This window comes from Erythrobacter sp. JK5, assembly GCF_018205975.1.
In the GTDB taxonomy this organism is placed as follows: domain Bacteria; phylum Pseudomonadota; class Alphaproteobacteria; order Sphingomonadales; family Sphingomonadaceae; genus Erythrobacter.
On sequence record NZ_CP073577.1, the window covers coordinates 3,168,713 to 3,190,093 of the forward strand.

General features: G+C 65.6%; 24 protein-coding genes. 9 read left to right on the plus strand and 15 right to left on the minus strand.

What is annotated here, in order from left to right; translation table 11 throughout:
- Window positions 1-321: 321 nt before the first annotated feature.
- From KDC96_RS15465 to dapB, 4 genes are all read right to left on the minus strand, one after another.
- Window positions 322-729, minus strand: a complete 408-nt coding sequence (locus KDC96_RS15465; RefSeq protein ID WP_249171827.1) for a hypothetical protein — start codon at window positions 727-729, stop codon at window positions 322-324.
- A 64-nt stretch (window positions 730-793) separates the two neighbouring features.
- Complete coding sequence (gene nth, locus KDC96_RS15470) at window positions 794-1,444, minus strand: endonuclease III (protein ID WP_212449346.1); 651 nt, start codon at window positions 1,442-1,444, stop codon at window positions 794-796.
- A gap of 10 nt (window positions 1,445-1,454) precedes the next feature.
- On the minus strand, window positions 1,455-1,970 hold the full coding sequence (locus KDC96_RS15475) for a hypothetical protein (RefSeq protein ID WP_212449348.1): 516 nt from the start codon (window positions 1,968-1,970) through the stop codon (window positions 1,455-1,457).
- Window positions 1,967-2,713, minus strand: coding sequence for a 4-hydroxy-tetrahydrodipicolinate reductase (gene dapB, locus KDC96_RS15480; RefSeq protein WP_249171828.1), 747 nt, complete (start codon window positions 2,711-2,713; stop codon window positions 1,967-1,969). The genes KDC96_RS15475 and dapB overlap by 4 nt, the downstream gene beginning before the upstream one ends.
- Window positions 2,714-2,742: 29 nt before the next feature.
- On the opposite strand from dapB, the gene KDC96_RS15485 reads away from it, so the two are divergent.
- Together KDC96_RS15485 and KDC96_RS15490 are read left to right on the plus strand one after the other, a co-directional pair.
- Window positions 2,743-3,444: an NAD-dependent deacylase gene (locus KDC96_RS15485; RefSeq protein WP_212449350.1), complete on the plus strand. Its 702-nt coding sequence runs from the start codon at window positions 2,743-2,745 to the stop codon at window positions 3,442-3,444.
- Between the two features lie 30 nt (window positions 3,445-3,474).
- Entirely contained in the window at window positions 3,475-4,122 is a 648-nt protein-coding gene (locus KDC96_RS15490) for a protein-L-isoaspartate(D-aspartate) O-methyltransferase (RefSeq protein WP_249171829.1), read from the plus strand.
- Here KDC96_RS15490 and KDC96_RS15495 read toward each other — a convergent pair.
- The 5 genes from KDC96_RS15495 to mutM form a co-directional block, all read right to left on the minus strand.
- Window positions 4,119-4,886, minus strand: a complete 768-nt coding sequence (locus KDC96_RS15495) for a HesA/MoeB/ThiF family protein (protein WP_212449353.1) — start codon at window positions 4,884-4,886, stop codon at window positions 4,119-4,121. The genes KDC96_RS15490 and KDC96_RS15495 overlap by 4 nt on opposite strands.
- The gene (locus KDC96_RS15500; protein WP_212449355.1) at window positions 4,883-5,308 is read right to left on the minus strand and encodes a DUF983 domain-containing protein; all 426 of its coding nucleotides are present in this window, start codon (window positions 5,306-5,308) and stop codon (window positions 4,883-4,885) included. The genes KDC96_RS15495 and KDC96_RS15500 overlap by 4 nt, the downstream gene beginning before the upstream one ends.
- Before the next feature lie 123 nt (window positions 5,309-5,431).
- Window positions 5,432-6,892: a chromosomal replication initiator protein DnaA gene (gene dnaA / locus KDC96_RS15505; protein ID WP_212449357.1), complete on the minus strand. Its 1,461-nt coding sequence runs from the start codon at window positions 6,890-6,892 to the stop codon at window positions 5,432-5,434.
- Between the two features lie 436 nt (window positions 6,893-7,328).
- Window positions 7,329-7,589, minus strand: coding sequence for a 30S ribosomal protein S20 (rpsT, locus tag KDC96_RS15510; protein WP_212449359.1), 261 nt, complete (start codon window positions 7,587-7,589; stop codon window positions 7,329-7,331).
- Window positions 7,590-7,737: 148 nt separating this feature from the next.
- The gene (mutM, locus tag KDC96_RS15515) at window positions 7,738-8,553 is read right to left on the minus strand and encodes a bifunctional DNA-formamidopyrimidine glycosylase/DNA-(apurinic or apyrimidinic site) lyase (protein WP_212449362.1); all 816 of its coding nucleotides are present in this window, start codon (window positions 8,551-8,553) and stop codon (window positions 7,738-7,740) included.
- A gap of 55 nt (window positions 8,554-8,608) precedes the next feature.
- On the opposite strand from mutM, the gene KDC96_RS15520 reads away from it, so the two are divergent.
- Complete coding sequence (locus KDC96_RS15520; RefSeq protein WP_212449363.1) at window positions 8,609-9,364, plus strand: class I SAM-dependent methyltransferase; 756 nt, start codon at window positions 8,609-8,611, stop codon at window positions 9,362-9,364.
- 4 nt (window positions 9,365-9,368) lie between these two features.
- On the plus strand, window positions 9,369-10,931 hold the full coding sequence (gene ubiB, locus KDC96_RS15525) for a 2-polyprenylphenol 6-hydroxylase (RefSeq protein ID WP_212449364.1): 1,563 nt from the start codon (window positions 9,369-9,371) through the stop codon (window positions 10,929-10,931).
- Here ubiB and KDC96_RS15530 read toward each other — a convergent pair.
- Entirely contained in the window at window positions 10,928-11,335 is a 408-nt protein-coding gene (locus KDC96_RS15530) for a hypothetical protein (RefSeq protein WP_212449365.1), read from the minus strand. The two genes, ubiB and KDC96_RS15530, sit on opposite strands and share 4 nt — an antisense overlap.
- 253 nt (window positions 11,336-11,588) lie before the next feature.
- Between KDC96_RS15530 and KDC96_RS15535 the strand changes: the two genes are divergently transcribed.
- Together KDC96_RS15535 and dut are read left to right on the plus strand one after the other, a co-directional pair.
- Window positions 11,589-13,316 (plus strand): phosphopantothenate--cysteine ligase family flavoprotein, encoded by a 1,728-nt coding sequence (locus tag KDC96_RS15535; protein WP_212449366.1) that lies wholly within the window; start codon window positions 11,589-11,591, stop codon window positions 13,314-13,316.
- The gene (gene dut / locus KDC96_RS15540; RefSeq protein WP_212449368.1) at window positions 13,313-13,771 is read left to right on the plus strand and encodes a dUTP diphosphatase; all 459 of its coding nucleotides are present in this window, start codon (window positions 13,313-13,315) and stop codon (window positions 13,769-13,771) included. The genes KDC96_RS15535 and dut overlap by 4 nt, the downstream gene beginning before the upstream one ends.
- A gap of 106 nt (window positions 13,772-13,877) precedes the next feature.
- Here the strand turns inward: dut and KDC96_RS15545 are convergent, their stop codons facing one another.
- The 4 genes from KDC96_RS15545 to secB all read right to left on the minus strand — a co-directional run bounded on the left by KDC96_RS15545 (window position 13,878) and on the right by secB (window position 17,918).
- Window positions 13,878-14,549, minus strand: coding sequence for a DUF4136 domain-containing protein (locus tag KDC96_RS15545; protein WP_249171830.1), 672 nt, complete (start codon window positions 14,547-14,549; stop codon window positions 13,878-13,880).
- A 186-nt stretch (window positions 14,550-14,735) separates the two neighbouring features.
- Window positions 14,736-15,755, minus strand: coding sequence for a tryptophan--tRNA ligase (trpS, locus tag KDC96_RS15550; protein ID WP_212449370.1), 1,020 nt, complete (start codon window positions 15,753-15,755; stop codon window positions 14,736-14,738).
- A gap of 35 nt (window positions 15,756-15,790) precedes the next feature.
- Window positions 15,791-17,356 (minus strand): murein biosynthesis integral membrane protein MurJ, encoded by a 1,566-nt coding sequence (gene murJ / locus KDC96_RS15555; RefSeq protein WP_212449372.1) that lies wholly within the window; start codon window positions 17,354-17,356, stop codon window positions 15,791-15,793.
- A 25-nt stretch (window positions 17,357-17,381) separates the two neighbouring features.
- Window positions 17,382-17,918 (minus strand): protein-export chaperone SecB, encoded by a 537-nt coding sequence (gene secB / locus KDC96_RS15560; protein WP_212449374.1) that lies wholly within the window; start codon window positions 17,916-17,918, stop codon window positions 17,382-17,384.
- Between the two features lie 238 nt (window positions 17,919-18,156).
- Between secB and KDC96_RS15565 the strand changes: the two genes are divergently transcribed.
- The 3 genes from KDC96_RS15565 (at window position 18,157) to KDC96_RS15575 (ending at window position 20,637) form a co-directional block, all read left to right on the plus strand.
- Window positions 18,157-18,816, plus strand: coding sequence for a Tim44/TimA family putative adaptor protein (locus KDC96_RS15565; RefSeq protein WP_212449376.1), 660 nt, complete (start codon window positions 18,157-18,159; stop codon window positions 18,814-18,816).
- Between the two features lie 121 nt (window positions 18,817-18,937).
- Entirely contained in the window at window positions 18,938-20,095 is a 1,158-nt protein-coding gene (locus tag KDC96_RS15570; RefSeq protein WP_212452788.1) for a murein transglycosylase A, read from the plus strand.
- Window positions 20,092-20,637, plus strand: coding sequence for a Smr/MutS family protein (locus tag KDC96_RS15575; RefSeq protein ID WP_212449378.1), 546 nt, complete (start codon window positions 20,092-20,094; stop codon window positions 20,635-20,637). Before KDC96_RS15570 ends, KDC96_RS15575 begins: the two co-directional genes overlap by 4 nt.
- Before the next feature lie 48 nt (window positions 20,638-20,685).
- Here the strand turns inward: KDC96_RS15575 and KDC96_RS15580 are convergent, their stop codons facing one another.
- Complete coding sequence (locus KDC96_RS15580) at window positions 20,686-21,135, minus strand: DUF2306 domain-containing protein (RefSeq protein WP_249171831.1); 450 nt, start codon at window positions 21,133-21,135, stop codon at window positions 20,686-20,688.
- Window positions 21,136-21,381: the final 246 nt, after the last annotated feature.

Sequence of the window (21,381 nt, forward strand, 5' to 3'; positions counted from 1 at the left end):
GGCCTACGAGGAGCCGATCGAAATTCGGAGCCCCGAGCATCTGACCCGAGCGATTCGCCTTGCCAGAAGTGCTGTCGATGCGCGGCATCTGGCTGAAGTCCCTCACAGCGGCAGGTGGGGCGCGCACTTTTGCGAGGTCAATCCAGAGGGCCCGTGGGACGATCTCATGTCGCACGATTTCAAATGCACTGTCTGCGGCCAGCAATTCAGCCTGTCGGCCGAAACCTATCGCGGCAGGGGCGGGGGATGGGGAACCGCCACATCGCAGGGTTAGCGCCGTCGCCCGACGACTCATCGCCCCGTACGGGACTGGAAGACGCCCTAATCGTCTTCGACTTCCACATACTCCACCGGCACGAACCGGCCCAGCCCGCAGCCGGGGCCGCGACTGAGCTTGCCGCCGATCTCTTCGAGCACGTAGATGATCTCGGGCGTGCACAGCTGGTTGGTCGAGGTGGTGTAGGTGAACGCCTCTTCGAATCCGAGCCGCGGACAGGGGCTGCGCAGCACGTTGCGATAGGTCTTGCCGCCGAGCATTTCGAAATCGATCACCTGATCGCTGCGCACCAGCGTGTTGCGGATTTGCGAGCGGCTGATGCAGCTTTCGGCCTCGCCCACAACCTTGACGGCCGGCCCGGCGAGGGCGGGGTCGGCGCGGCTTGCGGGGTCGACCGGCGCGCAGGACATGGCGGCGGCAGCTGCGGTGAACAGGACAACAGTGCGGATCATCGGGAATCTCCCTCTCAATGACCACCCCGCGCGCATCTAACGCCCACGCACCTGAACCTCCGGTTTAGCGCCCCTTCGGCTTCTCCAGCACCTTCTTTCTGAAACTGCACAGGTCGACTACCGGGCACCGCCAGCATTCGGGCGTGCGCGCCTTGCAGACATAGCGACCATGCAGGATCAGCCAGTGGTGCGCGTGGAGGCGGAACGGCTCAGGGACGCGCTTCTCCAGCTTCGCCTCGACCTGCTCCGGGGTCTTGCCCTTGGCCAGCCCGGTGCGATTGCCGACCCGCAGGATATGCGTATCGACCGCGAAGGTCTCTTGCCGGAACCAGCAATTGAGCACGACATTGGCCGTCTTGCGCCCCACGCCGGGGAGCCGGACGAGGTCGTCGCGCGTGTCCGGCACCTCGCCGCCATAGTCGTCGATCAGTAGCTGCGAGAGCGCGATCACGTTCTTGGCCTTGGAGTTGAACAGCCCGATCGTCTTGATGTGTTCGATCAGGCCCTCAAGGCCCAGATCGAGCATCTCCTGCGGGGTCTCCACCTTGGCGAACAACGCGCGCGTCGCCTTGTTCACCCCGACATCGGTCGCCTGCGCCGACAGCGCGACCGCGACGACGAGCTGGTAGGCATTGCCATATTCCAGCTCGGTTTCGGGTTCGGGATTGTCTTCGGCAAGACGGCGGAAGAACTCGAAAATCTGATCTTTGGTCATCTCCTGCGTGTTAGCGCAGCCAGCGGATCATGGAAGGGTAAGGGTGTTTGCCCGCAATCCCGTGAGGGTCGGTCATGCCGAAATAGCCCAGCATAGGTGCGCCGATATAACCCTGGTCGGCAAAAGCGGTGCGCAAGGTTTCGCTCTCACCGCGATAGCCGCCATCGTGAAACAGCTGTTCGAGGCTGACGTCGCAAGCGCACGCGGCGGCATAGGACCACGCGATGGCGGCCATTTCGTCTCCGCCATCGGGCCCGATCGGTCCGAGCGATGATCGCTCTTCCGGCGCAGCGATCGCGATATGCCCCGCCTCGTGCAGCAGGTCACCGGGCCAGACCGCAATGGCGGGATCGATCAGCAACCGCCCGCCGACAATCGCAAGCCCATCGAGCAATTGCGCCTGCTCGTCGCCAATCGGTGCGCATTCGATCCCGATCCCGGTCAGAAAGTCGAGACAGCGCGCGGCGACCGCATCCCCGCCGCCATGCTCGCGCCAGCGGAACCGCGCCGCATCGATGGTGGTCACAACCCCAGCACGTCTTCCATCCGGTACCGCCCCGGCTCCCGTCCGATCAGCCACGCCGCCCCGCGCACCGCACCGCGGGCGAAGATTGCGCGGTTCTCGGCCGAATGCGACAGCGTCAACCGCTCCTCGACCCCGGCGAAGATCACGCTGTGTTCGCCCGCTACCGTGCCGCCGCGCAGCGTGGCAAAGCCGATCGCGCCCTCGCGGCGTGCACCGGTGTGGCCATGGCGGCCGCTTTCCATGTGGCTCGAAAGCTCGATCCCGCGCGCTTCGGCGGCCGCCTGGCCCAGCAACTTGGCGGTGCCCGACGGCGCATCGACCTTCGCGCGATGGTGCATTTCCAGCACTTCGATATCCCAGTCCGGTCCCAGCTTTGCCGCCGCCTCGCGCACCAGATGCGCTAGCAGCGTCACGCCGAGCGAGGTATTGCCGGTTTGCAGGACCGGGATCGAGCGCGCCGCTTCGGCGAGCTGGACGAAGTGCGTTTCTTCGAGTCCGGTGGTGCCGACGAGGATTGGCACGCCCGCGACCTTGGCTGCATCGAGATTGGTCTTGAGCGCCTGCGGGACCGAGAAATCGACCAGCACATCGCATTGCGCGGCCAGCGGACCGGGATTGCCGCCTTCGTCGACGCCGACCTGCAGGACGTGCCCTGCTTCCTCGATCGCCTCGGCGATTGCCTGGCCCATCCGGCCCTTGTGCCCGATCACTCCGAACCGCTTGTCCGACTGCGACATTGCCATGCCTCCACCATCCGTGTTTCAACACGTTCATGACAGGAATCAACCGCATCGTCATCCTTACCGGCGCCGGAATTTCGGCCGAGAGCGGGATCGATACCTTCCGCAGCGCGGGCGGGCTGTGGGAACAGCACCGCGTCGAGGATGTCGCGACGCCCGAAGGCTTCGCCCGCGATCCGGACCTGGTGCTGGGCTTCTACGATATACGGCGAGAGGCGCTGGCCAAGGTCGAGCCCAATCCGGCGCATCGCGCGCTGGCGCGGCTGGAGGCGGAGTTTGCGGGCGAATTGCTGCTGGTCACGCAGAACGTCGACGATCTGCACGAACGCGGCGGATCGAGCCGGGTGCTGCACATGCACGGTGAGCTCAAGAGCGCGCTGTGCCTCGCCTGCGACATGCGATCCGCATGGGATGCGCCCATGGCGCACCACCCGCCATGCCCGGTGTGCCGGTCGCCCAGCCTGCGCCCCGACGTCGTGTGGTTCGGCGAGATGCCGTACCAGATGGAGCGGATCTACACTGCGCTGACCGCGACCGACCTGTTCGTCAGCATCGGAACCAGCGGCGCGGTCTATCCGGCGGCGGGGTTCGTGCAGGAAGCGCGCATGGCGGGCGCACACACGCTCGAACTCAATCTCGAGCCGAGCGAAGGCAGCCACTTCTTCACCGAATCGCGCCACGGCCCGGCGGGGCGATTGGTGCCCGAGTGGGTGGATGAGCTTTTGGGCGGCTAGCGACCCCGGCGCGTGTGCTATCGTTGCGGGGTGACTACGGCGATGGAGCAGCTGCGCGAACGCATGGTGGATCGCCAGATCCGCGCCCGCGGGATCGACGATCCGCGCATCCTCGCGGCGTTTCGCGAAGTCCCGCGCGAGACCTTCGTGCCGGAGGAGCTGCGCGAACCGGCCTATCATGATGGCGCGCTGCCGATCGGCGCGGGGCAGACGATCTCGCAGCCCTATGTGGTCGCCGCGATGATCGCGGCAGCGGCGATCAGGCCGGGCGACAGCGTGCTCGAAGTCGGTGCCGGATCGGGCTACGCTGCGGCGGTGATCGCGCGACTGGCCCGCAGGGTCCACGCGATCGAGCGGCACGAAACGCTTGCCAGAGCGGCCGCAGAACGGATCGCGGCGCTGGGCTGTTCCAATTGCACAGTCATGGCGGGCGACGGGATGAAAGGTCTGCCCGAACACGCGCCGTTCGATGCAATTCTCGTGCCCGCTTCGAGCGACCACGTACCCGAAGCGCTCAAGCGGCAGCTAGCGCTCGGTGGCCGGCTGGTCATCCCGCTCGGCAACGATACGATGCAGGAACTCACCTGCATCACCCGCACGGGCGAGGACAGCTGGGAACGTCGCACATCCGGCCCGGTGCGATTCGTCCCGCTCTTGCCCGGGATCGTGAGCGGCTAGGAGCCGCACGCCTTGCAGCCCGGATCCTTGGCGATGCGGAGCGTGCGCAAGCCGGGTTTCAGTCCGTCGAGCAGGTGCAATTCGCCCCATTGCGGTTTGCCGAACGTGCTGACCCCGGCCAGCAGCACCCGCACCGCCTGCATCGCCGCGAAGCTGCCGGTCCAGCCCGCCATCGCGCCCAGCATGCCGTCCTCTGCGCAGGTGTCGCAATCTTCGGCATCGAACGCGTCGCCGACGAAGCAGCGGTAGCAGGGCTCACCCACCAGATGCCCCGCAAATGCGCCGACCTGACCCTGGAACCGGCCCACGGCGGCCGACAGCAGCGGAGTGCGTTCGGCGACGCAGGCGTCCGATACGGCGAGGCGCGTGGCGAAATTGTCGGTCCCGTCGAGCACCAGGTCGGCCCCGGCGATCAGCTCCCCGATATTGTCCGGGCTCACGCGTTTGTCGCTGATCGCAACCTCGAGCGCGTCGTCGAAATTGGCGAGCCACCGCCGCGCGCTGGTGGCCTTGCCGTGGCCGATATCGCGCGCCGTGAAGATCGTCTGGCGCTGGAGGTTGCTGGCATCGACCGCATCGTCGTCGACCAGCGTAAAACGTCCGATCCCGGCCCCCGCCAGGTATTGCAACGCGGGGCTTCCGATTCCGCCGAGGCCGATCACCGCGACATGCTTGCCCGCCAGCGCAACCTGGCCTGCGCCGCCGATCTCGGGCAACACGATATGGCGCGCGAAGCGATCGAGCCGGGCCGGGGAAAGGCTCATGATTCCTGCGTCGGCGCGGCGCGCCGTTCCTGTACGAAGGCTCCGATCCCGTGCCACCACAGAAACGCGATGACGCCGCCCTTGGTCGGTTGCAGCATCGCCATCAGCAGCACTACCGCGACCGGCAGGATGATCGCCAGCGTCAGCCACGCGGACAGCCCGAATGCGCCGATCATCGCGATCACCACCGGCGCGAGCAGGTGCCCGACCACGAAAATGCCGATGTAGGCGGGAAAATCGTCGGCCTGCTGCACCGACCAGTCGTGATCGCAATGCGCGCAGCGTTCGACCGGCTTCAGCCACTTCCGGAACAACGGCGCCGCGCCGCAGCGCGGGCAGCGCGCGCGCAGGCCGCGAAGCAGCGCTGCACGCAGCGAGCCCGGCAAGTCGGCGGCGGCGGGAAAGAGCTGTTCAGAACCCATGGAAAGGGTGTTTACAGCCTGTGCACCCGCTGTCGACAAGCCTGTGGGCAGGCTTGTCGACAAACGGTGCAGTCACTGTGATGTCCCTGGGGACGCGATCCGAAGGTGCTGCGGGTTATCCCATCAACTTTCGAGCTGTCTCAACAGGCTGCGCACATCGCCATCCATGTCGGCATCGCGCTGGCGCAGATCCTCTATCAGCCGCACCGCGTGGATCACGGTCGAATGATCGCGCCCCCCGAACTTGCGCCCGATTTCCGGATAGCTGCGCGGCGTGAGCACCTTGCTGAGATACATCGCGACCTGCCGCGGGCGAACCACGGCGCGGGCCCGGCGCTTCGACGACATCTCGCTGCGGTCGATGCGGTAGAACTGGCAGACGGTGCGCTGGATCTCGTCGATCGTGATGCGGCGGCGGTTGGCCGAGAGGATGTCGGTCAGCTGCTCTTCGGCGAGCTGCAGCGACACTTCCTGCCCGGTCAGCTGGGCGTAGGCGATCAGCTTGTTGAGCCCGCCGACCAGCTCGCGCACGTTGCGCGTGATCGTGCGCGCGAGGAAATCGATCACGTCGTCGGGCACGGAGAGCGGGGCAAAGCGCTGGAGCTTCGATTCGAGGATCTTCTTGCGCAGTTCGATATCGGCGGCCTGGATATCGGCGACGAGACCCATCGAGAGGCGGCTGAGCAGGCGCGGTTCGACCCCGTCGAGCGCCTGCGGCGCGCGGTCGGCGGCGAACACGAGCCGCTTGCCTTCGGCCAGCAGCGCATCGATCGTGTAGAGCAGCTCTTCCTGAGCCGACGCCTTGCCGATGATGAACTGGATATCGTCGACCAGCAGCAGGTCGAAGCTGCGCAGGCGCGCCTTGAATTCGATCATCTGGTTGGCTTTGAGCGCCTGGACGAATTCGACCATGAATCGTTCGGCGGAACAGTAGAAGATTCGCGCGCGGGGATGCGCCTGCAGGAAGGCATGGCCGATTGCGTGGAGCAGGTGCGTCTTGCCCTGGCCGGTCGCGGCCTTGAGGTAGAGCGGCGAGAATTGCGGCTGCTCGGTCGCGGCCATGCGCTGCGCCGCGTTGCAGGCGAGCACGTTGGCCTCGCCAGTGATGAAGGCAGCGAAGGTCAGCGACGGATCGAGACCGACCGAGCTGGTAAAGCCGGCATCGCCGATCGTGCCGGCAGCGACCGCGATGGCGCTGGCACCGTCGTTGGCCGGGCGGCGACCGTCGTCAAGCCGGAGTTCGGGCAATTGGCGACGTCCCGGGTGCACCTGGATGCGAACCTTGCGCACCTCGCTGCGGGCGATCTTCCATGCGAGCTGAAGGCGATCGTGAAAGCGGTCCTTGACCCAGTTGGCCGAAAACTCGGTCGGCAGGAACAGGTCGAGCGTTCCGGTGTCTTCATCGATGCTGCCGACCTGGATCGGCTTGATCCACTGGCTGTGCAGCTGGTGCCCCAGATCCTTGCGGAGACCCTGACTGATATCGGCCCAGTCGGCGGCGAGGTTTACGGCTTCGGCATCTTCCATCAAGTCGTCGTCCGAGTGGCGGCGCGTGGACCGCGCCTTGTCGATTTTGTGCACCATTGAATCCCCAATTCCCTCTTGTCCCCGGAGCCGCGATCCGGAGGGCATATTTACCATTCGACAGACAAATCTTCCCCGTCCCGCGAAACCGCTGTTTCGCAGGCGCCCCCTGTCGACCAGACTGTAAGAACCCGGGCTGTCCCGCCCCGAGTGAGACGCAAATAAACGATGCATCGGGGCCAAGCGCAAGCACGGAATTTTAAAAAAAGTGAAATATTCCTGTTGACTCGGCTGCAACCCGCAGGCGTGCGTTCAAGCGACTGATTCAGCGTTAAATTTGCATAAATGGCCACGCGAATCGCGGGGAATCCTAGCGTTTGCGGATTTCGCCGGAGTTACATTTGCCACCAACGAAAAGAGCCGCACCTTCGCGGCGCGGCCCCTGATCCCGTCGTTCGTCGGAAATGCGAGCGAACGGGAAGCGAATCGGTGCGAATCAGAGCGCGGCGACGCGCTTCGACAGGCGCGACATTTTCCGCGCGACCGTGTTCTTATGCATCACCCCGCGCGCAACCCCGCGCGCCATTTCCGGCTGGGCTGCCTTGAGCGCGGCGATCGCAGCGTCCTTGTCGCCAGCTTCGCATGCGGCTTCGACCTTCTTGACGAAACCGCGAATGCGGCTGACGCGCGCGCCATTGATTTCGGCACGACGGTTGTTGCGACGGATGCGCTTGCGGGCTTGCAGCGTGTTGGCCATGTGTGTCTCTGTCTCGCGTTCTGTGTGGCCGCGCGTGGGCGGGCCGGAATATGTCTAGGCTTGCTCGAAAACGACAGCCGGCGTCATTCGCCGAGCCATCGGAAAGCGGGGCACATAGTTGGCTGGAGCCGAAAGGTCAACGATTCCCTCACTTCTGGCACTTCGCGCAATACCAGGTGCTGCGCCCACCCTGCGCGATCCGGCGGATCAAACCGCCATCCGCGCGGCGACACGGTTCGCCGGTGCGATCGTAGACGTCGAAGCGGGTGGCGAAATAGCCGAGCTCGCCGGTCGGCGCGGCATAGTCGCGCAGGGTCGAGCCGCCATCGCGGATCGAGGTTTCGAGCACGTCGCGGATCGCCGGGATCAGCCGTTCGAGCTGCGGCCCGGTCACCTTTCCCGCAGCCTTGGTCGGGCGGATGCCTGCGCGCCACAGCGCTTCGCAAACATAGATGTTGCCGAGCCCGGCAATGATCCGCTGATCGAGCAGGCACAGCTTGATCGACTGGGTCTTGCCCCTGAGAGCCGCCTTGAGATGCCCCGCTGTCAGCCCGTCTCCCAACGGCTCCGGCCCGAGCGCGGCAAATTGCGGCCAGGCATCCAGCGTGTCGGTCGCGACGAGGTCGACCGATCCGAACCGGCGCGGATCGCAGAGCGCAAATCGGTGGCCCGCAGTCTCCATCACCAGATGATCGTGGATATGCGCAACTTCCGGATCGATCCGCCAGCGCCCGCTCATTCCGAGGTGGAAGACCATCGAGCAGCCGCGGTCGAGATGGATCAATCCATATTTGGCCCGGCGGGAAAGCCCCGTAACCTGAGCGCCCGTCATCACCTGGACCAGTTCGGGCGGGAACGGGCGTCGCAGATCCGGGCGGTTCAGAACCACGCGGGTGATGCGCTCGCCATCGAGGAACCGCGCAAGGCCGCGGACCGTTGTTTCTACTTCCGGTAATTCTGGCATTTGCCGCGCTCTAACACTCTAGGCGCACGGTGCAATTGTCTCTAGGGCACCCGCCATGACAGAAACTGCAGACGACACCGTTTCCTTCGGCTACGAAAATGTCAGCCCCGAGGAAAAGACCCGCCGTGTCGGCGAGGTCTTCACCAGCGTCGCGCGCAAATACGACATCATGAACGATGCAATGTCGCTCGGCATGCATCGCGGGTGGAAGGATCGCTTCGTCAAGCGCGTGAAGCCGCAGCCGGGCGAGCAGATCCTCGACATGGCGGGCGGCACCGGCGACATCGCCTTTCGCATGGCCGATCGCGGCGCGAACGTCACCGTTGCCGACATCAATCAGGACATGCTCGATGTCGGCGCCGAACGCGCGATGGAGCGCCGCGAGACCGACGAGACCGGCAGTCTCGTCTTCACCCGGCAGAATGCCGAGGCCGTCACCTTCGCATCGAACACCTTCGATGCCTACACGATCGTGTTCGGCATCCGCAATGTCACCTTCAAGGACAAGGCGCTGGCCGAAGCCTACCGTGTGCTGCGTCCCGGTGGCCGGTTCTACTGCATGGAATTTTCGACCACCGAATGGTCGGGCTTCCGCGAGATCTACGATGTCTATTCCGAGAAACTGCTGCCGCGCATGGGTCAGGCGATCGCCGGCGATGCGGACTCCTATCGCTATCTGGTCGAATCGATCCGCAAGTTTCCGACCATGCCCGAATTCGAACGCATGATCCGCGAAGCAGGGTTTGTGAATACCAAATACGAATCGATCCTGGGCGGCGCTGTCGCCATTCACTCGGGGTGGAAAGTCTAGACGCGTGACTTCACCTGTAGTGCATCTGTCTCGCCTCGCACGATGGGGCACGACGCTGGCGCGCCGCCGCGCGTTGGTGGGGATCGAGAACGATCCCAACGCGCCGACCCCGGTCAGGCGGCTGGTCAAGCTGGCGCGCTGGGCGACCTTTACCGGCAAGCGGGGCACGCGCGATTATTCCGGCGCGTTCCAGGCGATCGGCCCGGCGGCGATCAAGCTCGGCCAGTCGCTGGCGACCCGGCCCGATCTCGTCGGCGAGGAAGCGGCGAGCAACCTGCTGAGCCTGCAGGACAGCCTGCCGCCGGTGCCTTTCAAGGAGATCGAGGCGTCGATGGCGTCGAGTTTTGCGCAGCCGCTCGACACGCTGTTCTCCGAAATCGACCCCGAACCGGTCGGCGCGGCCTCGATCGCGCAGGTCCACCGCGCGGTGACCTCGGACGGACGACAGGTTGCGGTGAAGGTCCTGCGGCCGGGCATCCGCGAGAAGTTCGCGCGCGATATCCAGACCTACGAATGGGCGGCCGCGCATGTCGAGGCGATGGGCGGCGAAGCGACCCGGCTGCGCCCGCGCCTGACGATCGCCAATTTCAAGCGCTGGACCAATTCCGAACTCGACCTGCGGCGCGAGGCGGCTTCGGCCTCCGAACTGGCCGAGCAGATGTCGGGCGTCGGCGGCTATCGCATCCCGGCGATCGACTGGGATCGGACCAATGGCCGGGTCCTGACGGTGGAATGGGTCGACGGGATCAAGATCTCGAAGCGCGACGAGCTGGTCGCCAAGGGGCACGATCTCGAGGAAATCGCCGAACGGCTGGTGATATCGTTCCTGACGCAGGCGATCAGCGCCGGGTTTTTCCACGCCGACATGCACCAGGGCAACCTGTTCGTCGAGGACGACGGCACGATCGTTGCGATCGATTTCGGGATCATGGGCCGGATCGACCGGCGCGCGCGGCAGTGGCTGGCGGAAATCCTCTACGGTCTGACCACCGGCGACTACCAGCGCGTCGCCGAAATCCATTTCGAGGCGCAATACGTCCCAAGCTATCATTCGGTCGGCGAATTCGCGACCGCCCTGCGCGCCGTTGGCGAGCCGATGCGCGGCAAGCCGGTCAGCGAGCTTTCGGTCGGACAAATGCTCGACGGGCTGTTCGCGATCACCCGCGATTTCGACATGCAGACCCAGCCGCACCTGCTGCTGCTGCAAAAGACCATGGTGATGGTCGAAGGGATCGCGACCCAGCTCAATCCCGATATCAACATGTGGGATACCGCTGCGCCCTATGTGCGCAGCTGGATCCGCGACGAGCTCGGCCCCGAGGCGGCGCTGGCCGACCGGCTCAAGGAAGATACCGAGACGCTGCTGCGCCTGCCCGGCCTGATCCGGCGGCTGGAGGAGAAATTCCCGCCCAAGGGCGGCGCGCCCGAACCGCCGCCGCTGCCCGAAATCAGGCTGATGACCGATCGCAGCGGGGGGACAGGCGGCGGATGGCTTCGCTACCTGGTCGCAGGGCTGGCAGGCGCGGGCACGCTCTGGGCGCTGATGACGCTCGGTTGGCTGGGCTAGAGCGTTTCGGCCGCGTCGGGCACGAGCGCCGAGTGCGGCAGCACGCGGCTGCCGAACAGCGCCACGATCACTGTGAACGCCTCGACCGCCATCGGCATCGTCCAACCTTCGTAGAACCCGTCGAGCGCCAGGCTCAGCCCGCGCACGGCGAGCGTAATGCCCATCAGCGCCGCCGCCACCAGCAACAGATCCCCGTTGCGCTTCCACGCACCGATCACGAGCGTACCGCCCGCGACCCAGAAATAGGCGGTGAAATCGGCGCGGATCGTCGACAGCCCCTGCGCGCCCTTGGCGACCAGGCCGAAATCGCCGCCTTGGATCGCCGGGTCGATCAGGAACGATGTGCCGATCAGAATGAACACAAGGCCCACCAACGTCAGCACTGCACGCATCACCAGGATCATGGCGTTTTCCCTCCCCACCTTCGAGCTTTCGTCCCTATGCCCTGCATGGCCCGGTCGGCTCAACCGAATTCGGCGGGCGGCGAACCGTGCGATTTAAGCGCGATGTTAACCAAGCAGGCGCATGAGTTGCGGCTTGGACTTGGCGCGAGCGCGCGGGGCAGCTAGGTTCCGCGCGTCGTATCCCGCTGTATTGGTGCTGCATGGGAGTTGAGGAAAGCATGAGCCGCCGGATTGTCCTGCGCGCCGGTCCCGCATGGGGGAACGCACGGTGAGCAAGTCGGGACCGAAGATCCTGTTGGTCGTGGGCGGCGGTATCGCGGCCTACAAGTCGTGCGAACTCGTCCGGCTGATCCGCAAGGGCGGCGGCGATGTGACTTGCGTCGTGACCAGGGGCGGGCAGCAATTCGTCACTCCGATGTCGCTCGCCGCGCTCAGCGAGAACCAGGTCTATACCAGCCTGTTCGATCTCAAGAACGAGGTCGAAATGGGCCACATCCAGCTTTCGCGCGAGGCCGACCTGATCGTCGTCTGCCCGGCCACCGCCGACCTGATGGCGAAAATGGCGGAAGGGATTGCAGACGATCTCGCCACCACGCTGATCCTTGCGACCGACAAGCCGGTGATGGCAGTCCCGGCGATGAACGTGCGGATGTGGGAGCACGCATCGACCCAGCGCAATGTTGCCAAACTGGTCGAGGCGGGGGTCGCCGTGCTCGATCCCGACGAGGGACCGATGGCGTGCGGCGAGTTCGGCTATGGCCGGCTGCCCGAGCCCGAGGCGATCTGGGCCGAGATCGCCAGACACTTCGGGATCGAAGTAGAGGATCCCGCCCCGGTCGTCGCCGCAAACGACGAGGCCGATCTGGCCGACGAGCCCGAACACGCGGTCGCGGACGATGCTGCTGCGGGCGAACCCGAAGAGCCCGAAGCCAAGGCCGGCGGGCTCGGCGGGCTGTTGTCGATGATCATCCCGCGTTCGACGCCCAAGCGCAGTCACGAGGATATCGAGGCCGAATTGCTCGAGCCCGAAGAGGCCGCCGAACCGGCCGAAGCAGCGGACTGCGAGGGCGGCGAGGACATCGCGGAAGACGAGACGCAGGGCGAAGAGGAAGAGATCGAGTTCAATCCCGATCTGGACGGCTCGCCGCTCGCATCCAAGGGTGCGGCAAGCGCGGCACCGCCGCTCGACCCCGCGGCGATCAACCACGAGGTCGACGAGCGCAAGCCTGCTCCCGAGACCGTGGCAAAGCGCGACGATGCCGGAATCGAGACCGTCGAGGAAGACGCGCTCGGCGGCGCGGGTTTCGGCATTGCCGCGGATTACCGGCCGCTCAAGGGGCGGCATGTGCTGGTTACCGCCGGGCCGACCTGGGAAGCGATCGACCCGGTGCGCTACATCGCCAATCGTTCGAGCGGAAAGCAAGGGTTCGCGATCGCCGCCGCTGCGGCCGCGCTGGGGGCCGAAGTGACGCTGGTCGCCGGCCCGGTCGCGCTCAAGACCCCCGCCGGGGTCAAGCGCATCGATGTCGAATCCGCCGAACAGATGAGCAAGGCGGTCAAGCAGGCGCTGCCGGTCGATGCGGCGGTGATGGTTGCCGCGGTCGCCGACTGGCGGCCCAAGACGTATGAGGACGAGAAGATCAAGAAGCGCGGTTCCGCTCCGCCGGCGCTGATGCTGACCGAGAACCCCGATATCCTCACCAACATCGCCGCCGGTTCGAACCGGCCCGAGCTGGTGGTGGGATTCGCTGCCGAAACCGAAGATGTGATCAAGAACGCCACCGCCAAGCGCAAGCGCAAGGCAGCCGACTGGATCGTGGCCAACGACGTATCCGGAGACGTAATGGGCGGCGACCAGAACACCGTCCACATCGTCACCGCCGAAGGTGTCGAAAGCCTCGAACGGATGCCCAAACGCGTGGTCGCGCTCGCGCTGGTCGAGCGGATCGCTGCCAGCCTCAAGGCCGAGGCCGCCGAGTGAGCTCAACAGTCAACGTGGAAGTGAAGCGCCTGCCGCATGGCGACGGACTGCCGCTGCCCGCCTATGCGACGGACGGCGCAGCGGGAATGGACGTGGTGTCCGCCGAGGACGTGACGCTCGATCCCGGCGCGCGCCATCCGGTCGCGACCGGGCTGTCGCTCGCAATTCCGCAGGGTTACGAAATCCAGGTGCGCCCGCGCTCGGGCCTTGCGCTGAAGCACGGCATCACCGTGCCCAACACGCCGGGCACGATCGACAGCGATTATCGCGGCGAGCTCAAGATCATCATGATCAACCTCGGCAGCGAACCCTTCGCGATTGCGCGTGGCGACCGGGTGGCGCAACTGGTGCTGGCCCCGGTGGTGCAGGCCGCGTGGTCGGAAGTGGCAGAGCTGGGCGCGACCGCCCGCGGTGCCGGCGGGTTCGGGTCAACCGGCGGTCACGAGAAGCTGTAACAGATCGGGATGGCGCTGCGCCCGGTGCTGGATACAAAAAGGCGGCACCGATCCCATGGCGCCGCCCTTTCGTCCCATCCAAGGGTGAGTGCTATCTCACGCGACCCTAGTCCGTGCGCCTGACTACCTTTTCATCCGGATTGATCGTGATGCGCAGGGTCTCTCCGGAATTGCCCGGAAAATCGGTGAACATTGCATCGACGAGGTTCGGCACCAGCTGCTGCAGCCGATTGGTGCGCGACACGGCCTGCGCCTTGCCTTCGAACAGCCGCTCTCCGCTGGTGGCGGAATCGATCTTCACATCGATGCCGCTGGTGTAGACGGTGTAGCTGGTCACATCCGGCCCGGCGAGCCACGGGTCGTACAACCCGAAGGCGTAGCCGCGGCGGAAGCCGTAGCCGCGAAAGCCGCCCCACGGCCCGAAATACGGATCGTAGAAGCCTCGTCCGCTGCTGCGCACCCGCTCGCGGCCGTTGTCCACCCCGTAATCGAAGCGGACCAGCAGGGTCGCGTTTTCGGGCGCCGCTTCGGTGTAGCCGAGCCGTTCCATCTCGGCCTCGACCATGTCGGCATAGAGCGCGAATTCGAGTCCGCCGGCAAGCTTGGGGTCCTCTGCAACGACCGCAAAGGTTTGTCCCGAAGGGGCCGGAAGCTGGCTCTGGAAGCGTGAAACGTCCGCTTTGAAGGACGGGGCACAGGCGGCGAGGCCGGTAGCCAGCGCCAGCGAGAGTGCAATGCGTCCGAGGTTCCTGCGTGCATTCATCTGAGGAATAGTCATGGCATACCCTTTGTCAGTTCACCAGTGACTTCGTGCGTTCCCCTCGCGTGAATGCCGCGATCCGCAAGGTACGGCCGCCTGTCGAGCGACGCGGATCGGACAATCTGACCATCACGTCATCTCGTCACCAGAGCGGCTCATATGCAAAACCAGGCATGAACCGGCTTTGAACGCAGTTTGAACCGGTTAACCCCGCACCAGGCCGAGCGCCTTGTAGGCGGCATCGAGTGTGGGCACGCCGCGTTCGCGGGCGCGGGCGGCACCGCGCGCGAGAATCGCGTCGAGCGCTTCGCGGTCCTGCTTCAGTTCGAGGAACCGCGCCGAAATGGGCGCGAGGGTCTCGATCAGCAGCTCGCCCAGCGCCGGCTTGAACGTACCGAAACCCTGCCCGCCATATTCGCTCAGCACCTTTGCCACGTCGCATTGCGCGAGCGCGGCATAGATGGCGACGAGGTTGGCCGCTTCGGCGCGACCTTCGAGCCCCGCGTCCTCGCTCGGCAGCGGTTCGGGATCGGTCTTGGCCTTCTTGATCTTTTTCATGATCGTATCGGCATCGTCGACCAGGTTGATCCTGCTCATTTCCGACGGGTCGGACTTGCTCATCTTGGCCGTGCCGTCGCGCAGCGACATGATCCGCGCGGCGGCGGGCGGAATATAGGGTTCGGGCAAGGTGAAAAGGGGCGCGTCTTCGGGGCAGAAATCGTTGTTGAATTTCTGCGCGATGTCGCGCGCGAGTTCGAGATGCTGCTTCTGGTCCTCGCCCACCGGCACATGCGTCGCCTGGTACAGCAGCACGTCGGCTGCCTGCAGGACCGGATAGGTGAACAGCGCGATCGACTGACCTTCGCGGTTTTTCCCGGCCTTGTCCTTCCACTGCGTCATGCGGTTGAGCCAGCCCATCCGCGCGGTGCCGTTGAGCAGCCATTGCAGTTCGGCATGGGCGGGGACCTGCGCCTGGTTGAACAGCACCGTCTTGCCCGGATCGACCCCGCAGGCGACCAGCGTCGCCACCATCTCGCGGGTCGCGGCGGTCAGTTCTGCCGGGATGTGCGGCATCGACAGCGCGTGGAGATCGGCGAGGAAAATGAAGCACTCTCCACCCGAAGCGTGCGCTTCGTCCTGCAGCTTCACGTAATTGACGATCGCGCCGAGATAATTGCCGAGATGGGGCGTGCCGGTCGGCTGGATGCCGGAGACGACTCTCATGGAATCGGGGCGCATGTCGTAACTGTCTCTCTGTTTCAGGCGGTTTTTCGGGTGAGCCTGGCAATGCGTTCGCGATCGACCGCACCAAGCAGGAAGGCTGCGGCGAAATAGACGATCATCGCCGCGCCGACCAGTGCGATCAGCGCGAACAGCCGTTCGAACAGCCCGGCCGAGTAGAATTCGGTCAGCAGCCCGCGCGTGTAATAGAGCGCCGCGCCCATCGCGGCAGCCGCGACGAGCTGGCGCGCGATCCGGCCGAACAGCGGCAGGGGCATGCGGTAATAGTCGCGACTGACAAGCACGACGTAGAGGTAGCCGACATTGAGCCACGCCCCGATGACGCTGGCCATTGCGACCCCGACAACCCCGAGCTGCGCGACGAACACGATGTTGAAGATCACGAACACCGTCAGGGAGGTGAACGCGGCATAGACCGGCGTTTTCGTATCCGCCCTCGCGTAGAAATTGGGCACCAGCACCTTCACCATCACATAGGCGGGAAGGCCCATCACCAGCGCCGCCAGCACGGCGCCGGTCATGGCCGCATCGGCGAGATCGAAGCGTCCGCCCTGGAAGATCATGATCACGAACGGTTCGGCGCAGATCGCCAGCGCTACGGCGGCGGGCAGCGTCAGCAGCATCGACAGCTCGATCGCGTCAGACTGGATCTGCTCCGCCCCTTCGCGATTGTCGCTGCCGACGAACTTGCTCAGCGTCGGCAGGATCGCGGTCGACAGCGCGATCCCGATGATCCCCAGCGGCAACTGGTTCAGACGGTCGGCGTAATTCATGTAGCTGACCGATCCGCTTTCGAGCTGGTTGAGGAAGTAGAGCTGGACCAGGGTGTTGATCTGGTACGCCCCGCCGCCGATTGCCGCAGGCAGGGCGATGATGCTCAGCCGCTTCACTTCGGGGGTGATTCGCGGCCAGCGCATCCGGACCTCGAACCCTTCGACCCGGACCCAGTAATACAGCCACGCGAGCTGCATCACCCCCGCGCCGGTCACCGTCCAGGCGATGCCGTAGGCCACCTGTTCGAGGCTCGCGCCGGTCGCCATCCAGCGCTCCCCGATCAGCAGCACCGCGATCAGGATGACGTTGAGGATGATTGGAAAACTCGCTCCCGGCGCAAACCGAGAGACCGAATTGAGCATGCCGGTGAACAGCGTGACAAGGCTGACCAGCAGGATGTAGGGGAACATGATCCGCGCGAAATCGACCGCCAGCGGAAAGGTCTCGGGATCGACCGGCTTTTCCGCGAGCAGCCAGATCACGCCGGGCATGATCAGCTCGAACAGCGCGACCAGCGCGATCAGTACCGGCAGGAACACGCTGAGAACGTCGGCGCTGAACGAGCGCGCCTCCTCGATCCCGCCTTCGCCGTGCAGCCGCTTCGAGAACATCGGCACGAACGCCGCCGAGAATGCCCCCTCGGCGAACAGCCGACGAAAGACGTTGGGGATGATGAACGCCTGGAACCACGCATCGGTGACCGCATTGGCACCGAGCACGCGCGAAAAGATCATCTCGCGCGCCATCCCGGCGATGCGGCTCACCAGCGTGAGCGAACCGATCGTGCCGACGCTCTTTAGCAGGCTCATGGCTCAGGCCCGTCTGGCGCGCTGGTTACGCGTCGCCTTCGGCGGGCGGGGTCGCGCCCGGAGCGGCGGTGCCCTGCTGGCGGCTGGCCTGCAGCTGCTGGACGTAGAGGCCGTTGAAATCGACCGGATCGACCATCAGCGGCGGGAAGCCCGCATCGCGCACCGCATCGGCCACCACGCGGCGGGCGAACGGGAAGAGAATCCGCGGCGCTTCGGCGAACAGGTAGGCGTGCGCCTGGTCTTCTGGAATGTTGCGGATGCCCACCAGCCCGCAATAATCGAGCTCGACGATGTAGACCGTGCCCTTGTCGGTGCTGGCGGTGATGTTGATCTTCAGCGTGACCTCGGTCACTTCCGCGTTCATCGGCTCGGCACCGATGTTGAACTGCACGTCGATCTTGGGCTGGTCCTGCCATTGATAGACATCGGGCGCGTTGGGATTTTCGACCGACAGATCCTTCACGTACTGGGTGATGATCCCGGCGGTCGGCTGGGTGTCCGCGCCGTTGCCGGCGCCGGGCTGGGAGTTGAGATCGGTGAGAACGTCGCCTTCTTCGGCCATGGTCTGTGTCTTTCGAATTTGGGTAGCGGAAATCGCGCGCCGCGCACGACGCACTGTCGGCGGCGCGCCTAGCAGGCGCAAAGCGTGCTCGCAACCAGACGAAACACGCGCAAAATCCTCCGAAGTGCCCTCGCATGGTCGTTGTCGAATTGTATTTAGCGCCTATTTAGGGCACGGAGGAATGCTGGAACCTTGCGATGCAATGCGCGTAGGCTCCGATGACAACCGGGTAGATATCGTGATTCTAGAAATCGTCATTCTCGCCATGATCGCCGCGTTCCTCGGACTGCGGCTCTATTCGGTGCTGGGCCGCCGGGCCGAGCACGAAGAGGAATCGGTGCCGCAGCGCTTCGATCCGGGCGAGAAGCAGCCCCCGCAATCCGAAGCGCCGCAGCAGGCAGCGCCGCTGCCGACTCCGCGCGTCACCCGCATCGAAGGGGTGATGCCAGCAGTCGAGCGCGGCATTCGAGAGATTGCCCAGGCCGACAGCCGCTTCGATCTCCATGCCTTTCTCGATGGCGCGAAGGGTGCCTACGAAATGGTGCTCGAAGCCTTCTGGGACGGCGATCGCGAAACGCTTCGCGAGCTGTGCGACGACGATGTCTATGCCGGGTTCGACGCGGCGATCACCGCGCGCGAGGATGCCGGGCACACGCTCGACAACACGTTGGTGCGGATCGAGGAAACGCGGATTCATTCGGCCTCGCTCGACGGCAAGTTCGCACGGATCGCGGTGCTGTTCGTGTCCGACATCGCGGCGGTGACCCGCGACGAAGACGGCAACGTCGTCGCCGGTTCGCTCGACGATGCGTTGGAAAGCCGCGACGTCTGGACGTTTTCGCGCAACGTTGCATCGCGCGACCCCAACTGGCTGCTCGACGAAACCGACGAAGGCTAGGCCGGTGCGTTCCGGGGCAGGCCGTTTGCCAGATGTGATCCGGCTCGGCCCGGTCGCGCGCGCTACCCGCCGCCCCCAATCATCCCGCTTTCGCTCCGGACTGGCGCTGTCGGCCCTGCTGATGCTGGCCGGATGCACGATCATTCCCAAATCCACTGCGCCCGGCCCGCCCGTCGCCACGCCGCCAACGATGCCGTCCGCCACCACCGCCGCTTTCGCCGGGGTCGCGCGCGGCCCTAGCGTGGGTGCGCTTTCGGTGTCGGCGGGCGATGCCGCATCCGCGCTGGCAAGTTTCGTCGAATCCTGCCCGCAATTGCTGCGGCGCGACGATGCCAGCGGATTGACCGTTGCCGCCGACTGGCGGCCCGCCTGCGCGGCGGCGCGCGGCTGGGACGCGGCCCGCGCCCGCGCGTTTTTCGCGACCCATTTCGAAGCCGTGCGGATCGGCGACGGCCGGGCCTTTGCCACCGGCTATTTCGAACCGGAAATCGCCGGAAGCCGCACCCGAAAGCCGGGCTATGCGCCGGTTTACGCGATGCCGCCCGATCTCGAGCGCGGCTGGCCCGATGACGTGCCGCAGGCCGAGCGCAGTGGCCGCGCTCCGCTGTCGCGCCGTCTGCCCGATGGATCGTATGTTCCCTATTTCGAGCGCGCCGAGATCGAGGACGGCGCGCTGGAAGGACGCGCTCCGGTGATCGCCTGGGCAGCCGACCCGGTCGAACTGTTCTTCCTCCAGATTCAAGGATCGGGCCGCATCCGCACCGAGACGGGCGAGGTGATCCGCATCGGTTATGCCGGGCAGAACGGACGCGGTTACACCGGCGTCGGCGGCGTCATGCGCGAGCGCGGGCTGCTGGGCGACGGCCCTGGGCAGTACCCCGGATCGATGCAGGGCATCATGGCCTATATCCGCGAAAACCCGGAGGAAGGGCTTGCACTGATGCGGCTCAACAAGAGCTGGGTGTTCTTCCGCGAGCTGACCGGAGACGGGCCGCTGGGCGCGCTCGGGGTGCCGGTCCGCCGCGAAAGCTCGGTCGCGGCCGATCCCAATTTCGTCCCGCTCGGAGCGCCCGTGTGGCTCGAACTTGACCGGCGCGAAGCCAACGGGCTGTGGATCGCGCAGGACACCGGCGGCGCGATCAAGGGGGCGAACCGGTTCGACACGTTCTGGGGCGCGGGGGCCGATGCGCGCGCGATCGCGGGTGGGATGAGCGGGCGCGGCACTGCACTGGTATTGCTGCCCAAGGGCGCGGTCGAACGGCTCACCTCCGTACGATGAGTGTACCGCGCGGTCTCACCGCAGGGGAACAGGCGGCGTGGGCACGGCTCGCGGAAAGCGTCACCCCGCTCGAGGGGCGGCGCGCTCCAACGGTCGCCGCGGACCCGATCACTTCGTCGCCCGAACCCACCCGGACGCGCCCGCGCCAGACCGCACCGATCGCTCCCGCGCCGCCGGCGAGACCCGCTGCACGAACCGGCGGCCTCGATTCGCACTGGGACCGCAAGCTCAAGGCCGGGCAGGTCAGCCCCGACTACACGCTCGACCTGCACGGCCACACGCTCGACCGTGCGTACGACCGGATCACCACCGGTCTGGATCAGGCGCGGGCGATGGACGCACGGCTGGTGCTGGTGGTCGCGGGGCGCGAGCGGCCGGTCGATCCCGCCGACCGCGCGAGCCGACGCGGAGCGATCCGCGCCAAGCTGCTCGACTGGCTCGCCGCGAGCCATCACGCCGACAGCATCGCGGCCGTGCGCCGCGCCCACCAGCGGCACGGCGGAGACGGCGCGCTGTACCTGGTGCTGAAGCGGCGACGCTGACCCGCAGGCCCGCGCCGCCGCCCTTGCGGTGAGGGTTGTCGCATCCGCTCACCAGAACAGCCAGACATTCATCAACCGCCCGGGAATCGCAAAGGCGACAATGCCGGGGATTGTCAGCGCGCCGAGATAGAAGCCGAGGATTTCCTTTCTGTGACCATCAAGATCGCGTGCGCGGGCGGTCTGAATCGTCTTCCATGATGTCCAGAACGTCAACGGAACGAACAGATGTATCCAGCTGAAATCGCGACCGATGAAGATTGCGCAGGTAGCCGTCACGAGCATCAAGCCGATCCAGACCTTGCCGAGCGACTTGTGGCGCGGCCCGCCCTTGCGCGCGAGCAGAAGATAGCCGCCGAGGGGAATGGCAGGCAGCACGGTCGCGACATGAAGCACGATCGCAAGCTCGCGGATGTTGGCGTGGGCCGGTGCGATCCCGGCCAGCCCGCGAATGATCGCAACAAATGAGATCGTGGTCATTATGATCGCGACGAGTGCCACCAGTGCGCGGGTTTTCGGCCCGATATCGAAACCGCGCGCGCCAGCAGCGTGCCGGACGGGCTGAAATGGGATTGCTGTGTGACTGGCCATGCAAAGCTCCGGGTTGTTGATCGGGGCTGAGCCTGGCACCTGCCGATTCGCAGGCAATGCGAGCTTCGTATTCCGGCAACTTCTTGCGTGAAACCCGCCGTTTTTTGCGGGTTTGCCACTTTACGAAGCGCGAACGGGCGCTAGGCTCGGCGGCTC

What these genes read in the sequence shown, in the direction of transcription:
- KDC96_RS15465 (WP_249171827.1), bottom strand. Translation starts at nt 729, where the DNA reads ATGATCCGCACTGTTGTCCTGTTCACCGCAGCTGCCGCCGCCATGTCC.
- nth (WP_212449346.1), bottom strand. Translation starts at nt 1,444, where the DNA reads ATGACCAAAGATCAGATTTTCGAGTTCTTCCGCCGTCTTGCCGAAGAC.
- dapB (WP_249171828.1), bottom strand. Translation starts at nt 2,713, where the DNA reads ATGGCAATGTCGCAGTCGGACAAGCGGTTCGGAGTGATCGGGCACAAG.
- KDC96_RS15485 (WP_212449350.1), top strand. Translation starts at nt 2,743, where the DNA reads ATGACAGGAATCAACCGCATCGTCATCCTTACCGGCGCCGGAATTTCG.
- KDC96_RS15495 (WP_212449353.1), bottom strand. Translation starts at nt 4,886, where the DNA reads ATGAGCCTTTCCCCGGCCCGGCTCGATCGCTTCGCGCGCCATATCGTG.
- KDC96_RS15500 (WP_212449355.1), bottom strand. Translation starts at nt 5,308, where the DNA reads ATGGGTTCTGAACAGCTCTTTCCCGCCGCCGCCGACTTGCCGGGCTCG.
- dnaA (WP_212449357.1), bottom strand. Translation starts at nt 6,892, where the DNA reads ATGGTGCACAAAATCGACAAGGCGCGGTCCACGCGCCGCCACTCGGAC.
- rpsT (WP_212449359.1), bottom strand. Translation starts at nt 7,589, where the DNA reads ATGGCCAACACGCTGCAAGCCCGCAAGCGCATCCGTCGCAACAACCGT.
- mutM (WP_212449362.1), bottom strand. Translation starts at nt 8,553, where the DNA reads ATGCCAGAATTACCGGAAGTAGAAACAACGGTCCGCGGCCTTGCGCGG.
- KDC96_RS15520 (WP_212449363.1), top strand. Translation starts at nt 8,609, where the DNA reads ATGACAGAAACTGCAGACGACACCGTTTCCTTCGGCTACGAAAATGTC.
- KDC96_RS15530 (WP_212449365.1), bottom strand. Translation starts at nt 11,335, where the DNA reads ATGATCCTGGTGATGCGTGCAGTGCTGACGTTGGTGGGCCTTGTGTTC.
- KDC96_RS15535 (WP_212449366.1), top strand. Translation starts at nt 11,589, where the DNA reads ATGGGGGAACGCACGGTGAGCAAGTCGGGACCGAAGATCCTGTTGGTC.
- KDC96_RS15545 (WP_249171830.1), bottom strand. Translation starts at nt 14,549, where the DNA reads ATGACTATTCCTCAGATGAATGCACGCAGGAACCTCGGACGCATTGCA.
- trpS (WP_212449370.1), bottom strand. Translation starts at nt 15,755, where the DNA reads ATGAGAGTCGTCTCCGGCATCCAGCCGACCGGCACGCCCCATCTCGGC.
- murJ (WP_212449372.1), bottom strand. Translation starts at nt 17,356, where the DNA reads ATGAGCCTGCTAAAGAGCGTCGGCACGATCGGTTCGCTCACGCTGGTG.
- secB (WP_212449374.1), bottom strand. Translation starts at nt 17,918, where the DNA reads ATGGCCGAAGAAGGCGACGTTCTCACCGATCTCAACTCCCAGCCCGGC.
- KDC96_RS15570 (WP_212452788.1), top strand. Translation starts at nt 18,938, where the DNA reads ATGCTGGCCGGATGCACGATCATTCCCAAATCCACTGCGCCCGGCCCG.
- KDC96_RS15575 (WP_212449378.1), top strand. Translation starts at nt 20,092, where the DNA reads ATGAGTGTACCGCGCGGTCTCACCGCAGGGGAACAGGCGGCGTGGGCA.